Source organism: Collinsella sp. SGI.033 (assembly GCF_050315135.1).
Classification (GTDB): domain Bacteria; phylum Actinomycetota; class Coriobacteriia; order Coriobacteriales; family Coriobacteriaceae; genus Collinsella.
Genome location: NZ_JBNPOK010000023.1, coordinates 1 through 12,655, shown reverse-complemented (window position 1 = coordinate 12,655; position 12,655 = coordinate 1). Strand labels below are relative to the sequence as shown.

The window sequence follows — 12,655 nt, the reverse complement described above, 5'->3', positions numbered from 1 at the left end:
CCCGCCAGAACGGCAATCTCTTGACAACCAAAGAAATGCCGATGTTTTGCCAGCGACAGCGAGCGGGTCGCATTTGAGGCAAGGTGACGTGAAACGAAAGGGCGCTGACCTTCTGGTCGCGCCCTTGAAGTTGAACGTCAGATTGTCCAAATGCGGCCCGCGCAGCGTCGAGCAGTTACGCGGTTCGTAGAACCGCGTAACTAACAAATGAGCATGGCGTCGCCAAAGCTGAAGAAGCGGTAGCGCTGCTCGATAGCGGCGGCATAGGCATCCATGATCTGGTCGCGGCTAGCAAGTGCGCTCACGAGCATCATGAGTGTGGAGCGCGGAACATGGAAGTTGGTGATCAGCGCGTCGACCACGTGATAGGTCGAGCCGGGCATGAGGTAGAGCTGCGTCGTCGCGTTCTCGCGCGCCACGATGTCACCACGGCCGAGCGTGTCGGCCCCGTCCTTACGGCCCTCAAAATAGCGCGCCGTCACAGCCGGATCGGACACCGGCGCGTCCGCGTCAAACGCACTCTCGAGCGAGCGGACTGCGGTGGTACCGACAGCAATCACGCGATGCCCCTCGGCCTTAGCCTTATGCACGGCGTCGACAACCTCCTGCGACACGTGATAGCGCTCGGTGTGCATCACGTGCTGCGTGGGGTCGTCCTCCTCCACCAGACGGAAGGTATCGATGCCCACCTCGAGCTCGACGGCGGCAAACTTCGCACCCTTGGCCTCGATAGCGGCCATGAGCTCGGGAGTAAAGTGCAGGCCCGCCGTGGGAGCGGCAGCTGAGTGCTCCTCCTTCATGGCGTAGACGGTCTGGTACTTCTCGGGATCGCCCTCGTAATCGGTAATGTAGGGCGGCAGCGGCACGTGGCCGGCAGCATGGATGGCCTCATCGAGCGTGCGCGGCTCTCCGGCGGCATTGCAACCGGCCGGCTCAAAACGCACCAGGCGACCGCCGCGGCTATCGGTAACAAAGTCGACGACCTCGGCCGTCAGCACCACGGGAGCACCCTCGGGCGCATGGGCACCACCGGCGCGATACTCAATCTGAGCACCGGGCTTTAGGCGCTTGCCCGGCTTGACCAGGCACTCCCAAACGTGACCCAGCGGATCCACGTCCTCGCGGCGCTTGAGCAGCAGCGTTTCGACCACGCCGCCCGAGCCGGCCTTGCGACCGATAAGGCGGGCCGGCATCACGCGCGTCTGGTTGATGACGAGCACGTCGCCCGGCTCGATATAGTCGATGATGTCGCGGAAGATGCGGTGCTCGACGGTGCCGCCATGCTCCAGCGGCGTTCCCGCCTGGGAGCCCTTGCGGTCAACCACCAGCAGGCGGCAGGAGTCGCGCGGCTCGGCAGGAGCCTGGGCAATCAGTTCCTCAGGAAGGTTGTAGTCAAAATCATCGGTACGCATAGACACGTCGAATACTCCTTATATAGCTAAAATCCGCTCTACATCCTAGCAGGCTGCCAGCCCAAAAGAACTACTTTTTGGCGGCTTTGCGCTCGTCGCGGATGCGGGCGCGGTCCATGGCCGCCTCGACGGCCGAGAATCGGCAGCCGCAATAATTCTGCCGATACATACCCAGCTCGCGCGAACGGCGTGTCGCCTCGGGATAATACGGGCGAAAATCGCGAATGACCGGGGCGAGCCCATGTGCCGCCGCCAAGCGCTCAAGCACGTCATTGCAGGTTTCGAACAACTGATACGGCGAGACGGCGAGCGTCGTACCCACAAACTCAAACCCGCACTCCTGGGCCACACGGCATGCCTCGGCCAGGCGCAGGGCATAGCACGCACGACAGCGACGGGGTCGATCGGCGCCCAGCGGGGCCACGCCGGCCTCCCAGCGCTCGCGGTCCTCCCCCGCCTCGATAAGCTCGATGTCGCCATCGGCACACCACCGGCGCAGCTCGTCCAAACGGCGCTGCCATTCATCGCGCGGCTGAATATTGGGGTTGGTCCAGCAAATCGTGGGCTCAAACCCCTCCTCACGCAGCAGACGAACCGGCTCGAGCGAGCACGGCGCACAGCACGCATGCAGCAGCAGCGGCTTCATGGACATCTCCTCCCAATCTTTGCCCAGGGTAGTCTTTTTGGGACGGGGCTATTTTGACTACTTTTAACGTCAAGCAGTTCCAAATACCTGCATCAACAGGAAAGTAGTCAAAATAGCCCCGTCCCAAAAAGACTACCTTGCGAAAAAGCGCACGCCAAAGGACGTGTCCTCGCAGGCGACAATGCGGCGGTCGCGCAAAATGGTCCGCACGTAATACCAGTCGCCCACACAGCCCGACAAATGCAAGCCGGCCGCCAGGTAGCACAGCAGCGGATAGCCCGAAAACGCAAACCCCAAGGCAAACGCCGTCGTCACAACAACCGTCGGCGCCAGACAAACTGCCACGTACCGCCGGCGCGAATACACCACGCCCTCGGCGCAGGCGTAAATCATGCACGTCTCGAGGTTCGCCCCAAAGGTCACCTGCGCGCCCGCAGGAGCCAGCAGCTTAAAGAACACGCCGTGCACCAACTCGTGCACGGCAAATGACGCCACCGAAACCGCAGCCAAGCCAACTATCCAGCCTAAGACAGCCGTCCAGCCACCCGCGTCAGCCGCATCCAAGTCCGCGGGCCCACCTAGCAGCATAAACACCGGCACCAGGCACACGGCAAATGCGCCAAGCACGGCCATCCCCCACACAAAGCAAGCGTGCAGGAAATCCTCGTCTTCAAACGCATGTATGTTGGAAATCTCATTCATAGCATCTTAGGATAGCGCCCCTGCCACGTACCCGTCCGCATGTGCGATAATGTCGAACGATATGCACGAATTGACCACCGCGTCGCCAGGCCTTGCGCCCGGCTGCGCTCTCACCATATGCGAAGGAGTCCCATGGCATCCAAATACTCCATGAACGACCGTCCCAGCTGGCCTCGCCGCGCCATCGTTACCGCCGGCGAGCCCTATGGCAACAAGGGTCTTCACTTTGGCCACGTTGGCGGCGTCTTTGTTCCAGCCGACTTCTTCGCCCGCTTCCTGCGCGACCGCCTGGGCCGCGAGAACGTCATCTTCACCTCGGGCACCGACTGCTACGGCTCGCCCATCATGGAGAGCTACCGCAAGCTCAAGGAGAACGAGGGCTACGATAAGTCCATTAGCGAGTATGTCGAGTCCAATCACTCTCGTCAGGCCGCGACCCTCAACAACTACAACATCAGCTGCGATATCTACGGCGGCTCGGGCCTTGAGCCGGCGGCGCAGATTCACAACAAGGTGACCGCCGAGATTATCGAGCGCCTGCACGAGCAGGGCACCATCTCCAAGCGCTCTACCCTGCAGTTCTACGACGCCAAGGCCGGCACGTTCCTCAACGGTCGCCAGGTCATCGGCCGCTGCCCCATCCAAGGCTGCAAGTCCGAGAAGGCTTATGCCGACGAGTGCGACCTGGGCCACCAGTTTGAGCCCGAGGAGCTCATCGCGCCCAAGAGCCAGCTCACCGGCGAGGTGCCCGAGCTGCGCCCGGTCGACAACCTCTACTTCGACCTGCCGGCCTACCTCGACTTTATGAAGACCTACACCGCCAAGCTCGCCCAGAACCCGCAGGTTCGCTCCGTGGTCTCCAAGACCATGGAGGAGTGGCTGCTGCCGGCACAGCTCTACATCCAGAACAAGTTCCGCGAGGCCTTCGACGCCGTCGAGGATCAGCTTCCCGAGCACACCGTGCTGGAGCCCGAGGGCAACAAGAGCAGTTTTACCGTCACCTTCCCCAGCTGGAAGGAGCGCGACGACGCCCACGCGGTGCTCGCCAACGGTGGCGTGCGCTTCCGTAGCGGCAAGGCGCTCGTGCCCTTCCGCATCACCGGCAACATCGACTGGGGCGTTCCGGTGCCCGAGGTCGATGGCGTCTCCGACGTCACCTGCTGGTGCTGGCCCGAGAGCCTGTGGGCGCCCATCAGCTACACCCGCACCGTGCTCGCCCGCGACGCCCGCGCCGCCGGCGTGACCGAAGGCGTCGCCGCCCAGGATGCCGCCCTCATGGGCGAGCCCGCCGCCGATTCCACGCAGGTCCCCGCACCCACCTACCAGCACAGCTCGCTCGACTGGCGCGACTGGTGGTGCTCTGACGACGCACAGATCTACCAGTTTATCGGTCAGGACAACATCTACTTCTACTGCATCGCGCAGACCGCCATGTGGGAGGCCCTGGGGTGGAACCTCACGCAGAGCACCGTCAGCGCCTGCTATCACCTGCTCTACATGGGCAAAAAGGCCAGCTCGTCCTCGCAGACGCCTCCCCCGCCGGCAGACGACCTGCTCAACCACTACACCTGCGAGCAGATGCGCGCGCATTGGCTGTCGCTCGGCCTGTCCGAGAAGCCGGTGAGCTTTAGCCCCAAGGCATATGACACACGCGTGACCGGCAAGGACAAGGACGGCAACGAGGTGCGCGCCTGCGACGACAAGCGCGTTATCGACCCGGCCCTTAAGGAGAGCGCGCTTTTGACCGGCGTGTTCAACCGCCTGGCCCGCAGCTGCTTCTACGGCGTCGCCGTCAAGGAGGGCGACGAGAGCCCCTACCGCAACGGCTGCATCCCCGCCGGTGCCGCCTCCGCCACCGTGGTCGAAGCCGCCCAGCAGGCAGCTCTCGCCTTTGAGCAGGCCATGTACAAGTTCGAGACGCACCGCGCGCTCGCCGTGTGTGACGACTACCTGCGTGCCGCCAACAAGCGCTGGAGCGACGCCTCCAAGGCTGCCAACAAGCTCGAGGGCGAGCCAGCCAACGCCGCAATGACGCAGGCACTGGTCGACGCCTTTACCGAACTGCGCGTGGCGACCGTGCTCATGCACGGTATTGTGCCGGCCGGCTGCGAGCTCATCTGCGAGTACTTCGACGTCGATCCGGTCGCCTTCTTTAGCTGGGACAACATCTTTGCCTCCACGGATGAGTTTGTGGAGAGCCTGGGCGAGAAGCCCGGCGAGCACCGCGTGAAGCCGCTGCCCCCGCGCTTCGACTTCTTTAGCAAGCACGAGAGCCAGTACTAGACAAACGCCAAGGCAGACTAGTCAATTTGGGACGGGGCTATTTTAGCTACCCCGTCCCAAATTTAACTGCAACGCCTGCCGAAACGGACGGGCAGCTAAAATAGCCCCGTCCCAAATTGACTACTTTTAATGGAATGGGAAGGAAAGACGGATGTCCAAGCCGCGTCGTCGTAAGCAGAAAAAGCAGGTTAAGCCCGAGCTCAAGCTCAGGCAGTTTGCCGCTACCGAGCTTTCCGACCAGCTTGCCGCCCAACACTCCGCCGCCGACCTGCCGCGCTTTATGGTCGACACGGTCGCCGGCGCCTATGCGCCTGCCGATGCCGAGCTCATGATCGAGGGCTTTGGCGCCGCGGCGACACGCCCGGTCACGCTGCGCGCCAACACGCTCAAGGCGACCGCCGAGGACATCGCCGCCGCGCTCGACGCAGCCGGCATCGCCCACCAAACCGTTGCCTGGTACCCGGACGCTTTCATCCTGCCCGAGGCCCAGGTATCCGATCTGTGGGATCTCGACATCTACCGCAACGGCAAAATCTATCTGCAGAGCCTGTCGTCCATGATGCCTCCTTTGGTGCTGGGCGCTCAGGCCGGCGAGGATATCCTGGACATGTGCGCGGCCCCCGGCGGCAAGACGACGCAGATCGCCGCCCTCACCCAGGGACAGGCGCACCTCACCGCCTGCGAGATGAGCATTCCCCGCGCCGAAAAGCTCGAGGCCAACTTGGGCCGCCAGGGCGCCAAAAACGTACCCGTCATGCGTATCGACGCACGCGAGCTCGACGAATTCTTCCGCTTTGACCGCATCCTGCTCGACGCCCCCTGCACCGGCACGGGCACCGTCATCAGCGGCAACGAGAAAAGCCTGCGCGGCCTGACCGAGCAGCTGCTCTGCAAGTGCGCCCGCTCGCAGCGCGCGCTTCTGGACCGCGCCATGGGCGCCCTCAAGCCGGGCGGCACGCTCGCCTATTCGACTTGTTCGATCTTGCCGCAGGAAAACGAGGACGCCCTGCAGGAGGCCCTCGACAAACACATGGACTGCGAGCTCATCCCCCTCGACGGCACGCCGAGCGAAAGCGAAGCGCGCCGTGCTCAGGAAGCTGGCGAAGAGCCACGCGTCGAGAGCAACGCCCTCACCGAGGCCATCGCCACCGGCCACGTCTCGACCGTCGCCAACGGCATGCCCGGCACGCTGACCATCCCGCCCAGCCGCGACTTTGAGGGCTTCTACATCGCTCTGATCCGAAAACGCAGCTAGCGCACGGACCAACTCAACAAGCTATCTCCGTGCGCGCTTGTCCTGCTGGTCCTTATGCCGCGCAAGCGCTTCACGCTCCTTGCGCTCGGCCTTTTTGCCCTTAATGGCCGTAACCACAAAGTAGATGACCGCGGCGGCTACGATTGCGCCCACGCATAGGCCAATCGAGCTCAATATCGTCGTGATTTCCATACCGCGCCACCTCTCTTATAAACGGGACATTTAAGATAGCACCTCAAAACCTGCCACCACAGCTCCTTCACGTTCGCCGGCCCTTCGGTCTAACGGATAGCGCGGCGGGGAAAAATCAACTCGTCAAACGTTTTAGCAACGTAGCGCCGGTCGCACGCTGCCGACCGCACATTATAGAAACGGACCGCAATGGATTCTCTCAACGATTTGAACGAGCGCGTTGACGCTTTTGTCGCCACCAGCTCCTTCGACACGCCCGCCGCGACGAACGACCAAGCCCCCATCGATGTTCCCGCCGAGGTTCACGAGGACATCGTCGCCTCGGTCGATTTCTCAGAGGTTGAGCTTGCGGACGAATTTACCGAGCCCCAGGTGGCCGTAACCCCCAGCGGCCTTTTGCCCATGGAGCCGCTGCCCATCGATGGGCGCCTGCGCAAGGCGGCCCTCCGCATGCCCGATGAGATCGAGGAGGCCAGCGGCTTTACGCTCTTTGGACGCCGCATCAAATCGCTCATCTACACCACCGACGTGGCGGTCATCCGCAACTCCAATGCCGACGCCGTGTTTGCCGTCTACCCCTTCACGCCGCAGCCCGCCATTACGCAGGCGCTGCTGACTGTTGCCGAGTGCCCGGTCTTTGTGGGCGTTGGCGGCGGTACCACCACCGGTAAGCGCTCCGTGCAGATGGCGGCCGTCTCCGAGATGCAAGGCGCGGCGGGCTGCGTGGTCAACTCCCCCGCTACCGCCGAGATGGTCGAGCACATCACCAACATCGCCGACATCCCCGTCATCGCCACGGTCGTTCGCTGCGATGACGATGCCCACGCCAAGGTGCGCGCCGGGGCCAAGATCCTCAACATCGCCGCCGGCAAAAACACACCCCAGGTCCTACGCGAGCTGCGAGAGCACTATCCCAGCCTGCCGCTCATCGCACCGGGTGGCAAGACGCCCGAGAGCATCCGCGAAACCATCGCCGCCGGCGCCAACGCTATCATCTGGACGCCGCCTTCGGCCCAGCAGCTGCAAACCGACATGATGGAGCGCTACCGCAAGATGAAGGAAGACGCCACGCCTGTCATCTCGCGCGACGATGTGCCCATTATCGACCAGGTCGCCGCCGCCGAGGTCAGCCAGGTCGAGAACATGAATCCCGACGTGCCGATTCCCGACGAGGTCATCGAGCGCGTCGCCTCGATCCACGATCATATCGAGGAGCGTCGCGCCAACCGCGGACTCAAGCCCTCGCTACACGGTTTCTTCTTCCGTGGAAAGAAACGCTAGCCGCAACAGCAAGGCCCGCCCCGCAAACAACGGGACGGGCCTTTTTCTGTTATCAAATGTCAGGAGGACAGGCGTAGCCGTTAAAACCGTCAGCCAGCCCACAAACGTTAGTCCACGCGCTTGTCGCCCATAAAGAAGAGCGCCACCGTACCAGGTCCGGTATGCGAGCCAATCAGAGTACCGATGTCATTAATCTCAATCTTGCCTTTAAGCTGCGGAATCTGTTCCTCTATCAGCGCCGCAACTGCCTCGGCATCCTCGCGACACGCCGAGTGCGACATGATGCACTTACCCGAATAATCCGCACCGCCCTGCACGTGTGCCATCATGGTCTTAGCCATCTCGGAAATCGCACGCTTCTTGGTGCGAATCTTCTCACGCGGCGCCAGCTCACCTTCGCAATCGACCGTCATAAGCGGGCAAATCTTGAGTGCCGTGCCGATGATCGCGCTCGCGGCCGAAATGCGACCGCCGCGCAGGTAGCTCGACAGATCGGTCGAGAAGAACCAGTGGTGCAGGTTGAGTTTATGCTCCTCAATCCAAGCGGCCGTCTCGTCGAGCGAAGCGCCGCCATCGCGAACGTCGGCGGCACATTCCGCCAGCAGGCCAAGGCCCGAAGACGCCGCCAGCGAATCGATGACGCGCACCTTGCCGCCCTGGGGATAGCGATCCGCGAGCATCTGCGCCGCAACGCAGGCCGATCCATACGTGCCCGAAATACCCGACGACAACGTCAGGTGCAGCACGTCTTTACCCTCGGCAACAAACGGCTCCCAAAACTCCTCGTACTCACCCACGCTCACCTGAGACGTCTTGGGCATGGCGCCCGCGGCAATCTGAGCAAAAAACTCGTCCGGCGTAATCGACTGATACAGATCGTCCGTATAGACAACATCGTCGATCTCGTAATGAAAACACACGACAGGAATATTGCGCGACGCAAAGAACTCACGGGTTCGATCGGCAGCGGATTCACAGGTCAGGACAAAATCACTCATATGAGGCTCCTTACTCATTGCTGCGCAAATTATCGCACAGCATGCGTGAATACGGTACAAATGTCCGTTATTTACCAAATTGAACCAAAGGTAGTGAACATCTTTACCGTCATCATCTCTAGCGATCCCGGAGGTATGCGCCTGCAAAAACGACCCTACGTCTCCACTCAACCGCCATATCTACCTTGACTAAATCGATTTAGCAAACCGTTCGGCCAACAATTCAATCTCCTAACCCCAATTGAAACAAAAGCAGCGCATACTGATAAACGTTTGACGATGTTTATCGGTTTTACCAACCACATCGGAAGGTGTTTCATGGTCGCATTCGATCGCAATCCGCAAGACTTCAAGTATCTGCGCCTGCTGTCGAGACAGTTCCCCACCGAGCAATCCGCATTCACCGAGATCATCAACCTCTCGGCCATCCTCAACCTGCCCAAGGGCACCGAGCATTTTATGAGCGATGTGCATGGCGAGTACGAAGCCTTTATGCACATCCTCAACAACTGCTCGGGCGTCGTGCGCGAGCATGTCGACGAAATCTTTGGCGACACGCTCTCCTTTAACGAAAAGGGCGAGCTGTGCACGCTCATCTACTACCCGCGCGAGAAGATCGATCTGGTCCGCAGCCGGCACGAGGACTCGCCCACCTGGTACAAGACCATGCTCAACCAGCTCATTGTGGTTGCCCGCTCGCTTTCGAGCCGCTACACCCGCTCCAAGGTACGTAAGGCCATCCCGCGCGATTACGCCTACATCATCGACGAGCTGCTGCACACGCATCCGGACGAGAACAACTACCGCGTGCGTTATCACGAGCGCATTATCGAATCCATCTTGGAGACCGCCAGCGCCGACGACTTTATCGAGTCGCTCGCCTCGCTCATCAAGCGCCTCGCCGTGGACCACCTGCACTTGGTGGGCGACATCTTCGACCGCGGCGGCGGCGCGGCCAAGATTATGGACCGCCTGCTCACCTATCATTCGCTCGATATTCAGTGGGGCAATCACGACCTGTTGTGGATGGGCGCCGCTGCCGGCGAGCCTGCCTGCATCGCCACGGTGCTACGCAACAACCTGCGCTACGACAACTACGAGATTCTCGAGAACGACTACGGCATCTCGCTGCGCGAGCTTGTCGCCTTTGCCAACGCTACCTATACCGCCGGCGAGCCCATCAGCCCGCTCATCAAAGCCATCAACGTTCTGCTCTTTAAGCTCGAGGGCCAGATTATCCAGCGCCACCCCGAGTTCGACATGGCCGACCGTCTACTGCTCGACAAGGTCGATCACGACACCGGCACGGTCACCCTCGCCGACGGCAGCGTGTGGCCGCTCACGACCAACGACTTCCCCACCGTCGATCCAACGGACCCCTACACGCTCACGCCCGAGGAGCAGCACATCATCGACAAGCTCGTGTCCGAATTTGTCACCGCCGATCATCTGCATCGCCACATCGATTTCCTCTATACCCACGGCTCCATGTATAAGGTCGCCAACGGCAATCTGCTGTTCCACGGCTGCGTACCGCTCAACGAAGACGGCACCTTTAGCAGCATGAACTGCCTGGGTACCTGGCATGCCGGCCGCGATTATTTTGATTTTTGCGACTATATCGCCCGCCGCGCCTGGCGCGTCGGCGACCGCGATGCCCTCGACTGGATGTGGTACCTGTGGATCGGCTTTAACTCACCCGCCAGCGGACGCGTGGTGCGCACCTTCGAGCGCGCCTACATTGCCGACAAGAGCACGTGGGTCGAGCCGATGGACCCGTACTACACGCTCACCACGTCCTCGTCCGTTTGCGACGACATCATGCGGGAGTTTGGCGTCGCCCCCATGGCTTGCTCGCCGACGGGCCATATCATCAACGGCCATACGCCCGTCAAGACCACCAAGGGCGAGCAGCCCATCCGCGCCAACGGAAAGTTGCTGGTAATCGACGGCGGTTTCTGTCGCGCCTACCACCCCAAAACGGGCATCGCCGGTTACACGCTCATCTCGAGCTCGCGCGGATGCCGCCTTAAGTCGCACCAGGCCTTTACCAGCGTTGCCGAGGCGCTCACCCGCAACATCGATATCGAGAGCGAGACCAACCGCTTTGACGAGGCCGACCGGCGCCGCATGGTGAGCGACACCGATACCGGCGTCAAGATTCGCAGTCAGATCCAAGACCTGCGCCAGCTCCTCGATGCATATAGAAACGGTGCTATCGAGGAGCGCGCCTAGCCCCGCCTGCGGGGATTGGTTAAACTTGCTGGGTTTGTCATCCCCGCGGCGCCCCGGCGCCACCCTAAGGCAGGTACCATGCAAAAGCTCCTTGCGCAGATCATAAAGTTTGGCGTCGTCGGCGTCGTTGCCACCGTCATCGACTTTGGCATCATGAATCTGCTCCACTACGGCCTGGGCCTCAACATCTTGATCGCCAACACCAGCGGTTTTATCGTCTCGCTCATCTTTAACTACGTCGCGAGCATGAAGTACGTGTTTGCACACAAGGAGGGCATGAGCCGCCGCCGCGAGTTCATCATCTTTGTCGTGCTATCCGTTATTGGCCTGGCGCTCAACGACGGCATCGTGCTTGCCCTCAACGCCGGCCTGGGCCTCGAGGCCAATATCGCCAAGATTTGCGCCACCGCACTTGTCATGGTCTACAACTTTGTAACGCGAAAGATCTTCCTAGAGGGCGAGCAGACCAAATAGCTCGGCCTCCTCGTTGCACTACGGGGACCTGCGGATGACGCGCGTCAAGCGTAGCGTTGCCTGGGCCTTGCTCGTTTACGGGAAGATTTGCAGCGTTTGCGGATTACCTCTTGAATATTTGGCGAGTTCGTATAGTTCTTGCCAAAGACCTTACGTTTGCCATGCAAAAGCTCTAAAGTATCTCGTTGCTCGATTCATCAACGCATTGGATGTGATTACGTGCGCAACGCGCTGGCACAACCTCATACCAAGCAGTTCCTCAAGTTCGCTGTCGTGGGCCTTATCTCCTTTGGCGTCGACTGGGGCATGCTTATTGCGCTCGTCGAGCTGTTCCACCTCGACTTTTTGATGAGCACGACGGTCTCGTTTACCACGTCCGTCGTGGTTAACTACTGGCTCAGCATGAAGTACGTGTTCGACCATCGCGAGGGCATGAGTCGTAAGCGCGAGTTCACGATCTTTACCATCCTGTCGGTGATCGGTCTGGGCCTCAACGACCTGTACATGTTTGTGGGCGTCACGTTTTTGAGCATCGGCTACCAGGCCATGAAGGCCATCGCCACGTTCCTGGTTACCTGGTACAACTACTTTAGCCGTCGCTTTTTCCTCGAAGGCGCACGGTCGTAGACGGCCAAACATACCCTTGCATTCGCAGCCGGTTGGAATTCTCGTTCCAACCGGCTTTTTGTTTGCAGAGTCTGCCGAGGAAGGCGGGCTACGGTGCATGAATGGGACGCAGTTTCCCCATGAACGCCGTTCCGGAAAGTGTATCCCAGATTGCAGCCGGGACTGCGGACGATTTCCTGGACCGCTAAATCGCGGCCATCCCCAGCGACGACCGGTAGTCGTCCGGTGTCGCGCCACCGAGCGCGTCGCTTGCCCGCTCGGAGTTGAAGCGCCCTATCCACGCGCCGAGGGCCTCGATGAACTCCCCGGGCGACCAGCCGGACCAGTCCCTCCCGTGGAAGAACTCCTTCTTGAGCAGGCCGAAGAAGCCCTCCATCGCGGCGTTGTCGGGGCTGCAGCCCTTGGCCGACATGCTCCTGACCAGGCCGTTCCGCTCGCATATCGATATCCAGCCCGGCCAGCGGTTGTTTTTCACAACAACTAAATTTAGGATTTCACGACTAATTTCTTTCGGGTTTCACCGTTTTGCAAAGGTGCCGCACCCTTTCTC

Annotated in this window: 12 protein-coding genes; 6 read left to right on the top strand and 6 right to left on the bottom strand. The window is 61.0% G+C overall.

Annotated features, from left to right (window positions below; translation table 11 throughout):
* Nucleotides 1-200 precede the first annotated feature (200 nt).
* The 3 genes from queA to ACQRC0_RS07330 all read right to left on the bottom strand — a co-directional run bounded on the left by queA (nucleotide 201) and on the right by ACQRC0_RS07330 (nucleotide 2,760).
* Nucleotides 201-1,412, bottom strand: coding sequence for a tRNA preQ1(34) S-adenosylmethionine ribosyltransferase-isomerase QueA (queA, locus tag ACQRC0_RS07340; protein ID WP_154516097.1), 1,212 nt, complete (start codon nucleotides 1,410-1,412; stop codon nucleotides 201-203).
* Nucleotides 1,413-1,482: 70 nt separating this feature from the next.
* Nucleotides 1,483-2,058, bottom strand: coding sequence for an epoxyqueuosine reductase QueH (locus ACQRC0_RS07335; protein WP_427728978.1), 576 nt, complete (start codon nucleotides 2,056-2,058; stop codon nucleotides 1,483-1,485).
* A 132-nt stretch (nucleotides 2,059-2,190) separates the two neighbouring features.
* Nucleotides 2,191-2,760, bottom strand: a complete 570-nt coding sequence (locus ACQRC0_RS07330) for a DUF3267 domain-containing protein (protein ID WP_427728977.1) — start codon at nucleotides 2,758-2,760, stop codon at nucleotides 2,191-2,193.
* A gap of 132 nt (nucleotides 2,761-2,892) precedes the next feature.
* Between ACQRC0_RS07330 and ACQRC0_RS07325 the strand changes: the two genes are divergently transcribed.
* Nucleotides 2,893-5,043 (top strand): methionine--tRNA ligase, encoded by a 2,151-nt coding sequence (locus tag ACQRC0_RS07325; RefSeq protein ID WP_427728975.1) that lies wholly within the window; start codon nucleotides 2,893-2,895, stop codon nucleotides 5,041-5,043.
* Between the two features lie 151 nt (nucleotides 5,044-5,194).
* On the top strand, nucleotides 5,195-6,298 hold the full coding sequence (locus ACQRC0_RS07320) for an RsmB/NOP family class I SAM-dependent RNA methyltransferase (protein WP_427728973.1): 1,104 nt from the start codon (nucleotides 5,195-5,197) through the stop codon (nucleotides 6,296-6,298).
* A 21-nt stretch (nucleotides 6,299-6,319) separates the two neighbouring features.
* On the opposite strand, the gene ACQRC0_RS07315 is transcribed toward ACQRC0_RS07320, so the two are convergent.
* Nucleotides 6,320-6,490 (bottom strand): hypothetical protein, encoded by a 171-nt coding sequence (locus ACQRC0_RS07315; protein WP_427728972.1) that lies wholly within the window; start codon nucleotides 6,488-6,490, stop codon nucleotides 6,320-6,322.
* Nucleotides 6,491-6,679: 189 nt separating this feature from the next.
* On the opposite strand from ACQRC0_RS07315, the gene ACQRC0_RS07310 reads away from it, so the two are divergent.
* Nucleotides 6,680-7,771 carry a hypothetical protein gene (locus ACQRC0_RS07310; protein ID WP_427728970.1) on the top strand — a complete coding sequence of 364 codons (1,092 nt, stop codon included), beginning with the start codon at nucleotides 6,680-6,682 and terminating at the stop codon, nucleotides 7,769-7,771.
* Nucleotides 7,772-7,878: 107 nt separating this feature from the next.
* Here ACQRC0_RS07310 and ACQRC0_RS07305 read toward each other — a convergent pair whose 3' ends face one another.
* Nucleotides 7,879-8,769, bottom strand: coding sequence for a DegV family protein (locus tag ACQRC0_RS07305; RefSeq protein ID WP_427728969.1), 891 nt, complete (start codon nucleotides 8,767-8,769; stop codon nucleotides 7,879-7,881).
* A gap of 318 nt (nucleotides 8,770-9,087) precedes the next feature.
* Between ACQRC0_RS07305 and ACQRC0_RS07300 the strand changes: the two genes are divergently transcribed.
* The 3 genes from ACQRC0_RS07300 (at nucleotide 9,088) to ACQRC0_RS07290 (ending at nucleotide 12,105) form a co-directional block, all read left to right on the top strand.
* Nucleotides 9,088-11,004 carry a fructose-1,6-bisphosphatase gene (locus ACQRC0_RS07300; RefSeq protein ID WP_427728967.1) on the top strand — a complete coding sequence of 639 codons (1,917 nt, stop codon included), beginning with the start codon at nucleotides 9,088-9,090 and terminating at the stop codon, nucleotides 11,002-11,004.
* Between the two features lie 78 nt (nucleotides 11,005-11,082).
* Nucleotides 11,083-11,478: a GtrA family protein gene (locus tag ACQRC0_RS07295; RefSeq protein ID WP_427728966.1), complete on the top strand. Its 396-nt coding sequence runs from the start codon at nucleotides 11,083-11,085 to the stop codon at nucleotides 11,476-11,478.
* Nucleotides 11,479-11,697: 219 nt separating this feature from the next.
* Entirely contained in the window at nucleotides 11,698-12,105 is a 408-nt protein-coding gene (locus tag ACQRC0_RS07290; protein WP_370450581.1) for a GtrA family protein, read from the top strand.
* A 184-nt stretch (nucleotides 12,106-12,289) separates the two neighbouring features.
* Here ACQRC0_RS07290 and ACQRC0_RS07285 read toward each other — a convergent pair whose 3' ends face one another.
* Nucleotides 12,290-12,517 (bottom strand): IS3 family transposase, encoded by a 228-nt coding sequence (locus tag ACQRC0_RS07285; RefSeq protein WP_427728964.1) that lies wholly within the window; start codon nucleotides 12,515-12,517, stop codon nucleotides 12,290-12,292.
* Nucleotides 12,518-12,655: the final 138 nt, after the last annotated feature.

Excerpts from the sequence above, each read along its gene's own strand:
- queA (WP_154516097.1), bottom strand. The coding sequence starts at position 1,412 with ATGCGTACCGATGATTTTGACTACAACCTTCCTGAGGAACTGATTGCC.
- ACQRC0_RS07335 (WP_427728978.1), bottom strand. The coding sequence starts at position 2,058 with ATGAAGCCGCTGCTGCTGCATGCGTGCTGTGCGCCGTGCTCGCTCGAG.
- ACQRC0_RS07330 (WP_427728977.1), bottom strand. The coding sequence starts at position 2,760 with ATGAATGAGATTTCCAACATACATGCGTTTGAAGACGAGGATTTCCTG.
- ACQRC0_RS07325 (WP_427728975.1), top strand. The coding sequence starts at position 2,893 with ATGGCATCCAAATACTCCATGAACGACCGTCCCAGCTGGCCTCGCCGC.
- ACQRC0_RS07320 (WP_427728973.1), top strand. The coding sequence starts at position 5,195 with ATGTCCAAGCCGCGTCGTCGTAAGCAGAAAAAGCAGGTTAAGCCCGAG.
- ACQRC0_RS07315 (WP_427728972.1), bottom strand. The coding sequence starts at position 6,490 with ATGGAAATCACGACGATATTGAGCTCGATTGGCCTATGCGTGGGCGCA.
- ACQRC0_RS07310 (WP_427728970.1), top strand. The coding sequence starts at position 6,680 with ATGGATTCTCTCAACGATTTGAACGAGCGCGTTGACGCTTTTGTCGCC.
- ACQRC0_RS07305 (WP_427728969.1), bottom strand. The coding sequence starts at position 8,769 with ATGAGTGATTTTGTCCTGACCTGTGAATCCGCTGCCGATCGAACCCGT.
- ACQRC0_RS07300 (WP_427728967.1), top strand. The coding sequence starts at position 9,088 with ATGGTCGCATTCGATCGCAATCCGCAAGACTTCAAGTATCTGCGCCTG.
- ACQRC0_RS07295 (WP_427728966.1), top strand. The coding sequence starts at position 11,083 with ATGCAAAAGCTCCTTGCGCAGATCATAAAGTTTGGCGTCGTCGGCGTC.
- ACQRC0_RS07285 (WP_427728964.1), bottom strand. The coding sequence starts at position 12,517 with ATGTCGGCCAAGGGCTGCAGCCCCGACAACGCCGCGATGGAGGGCTTC.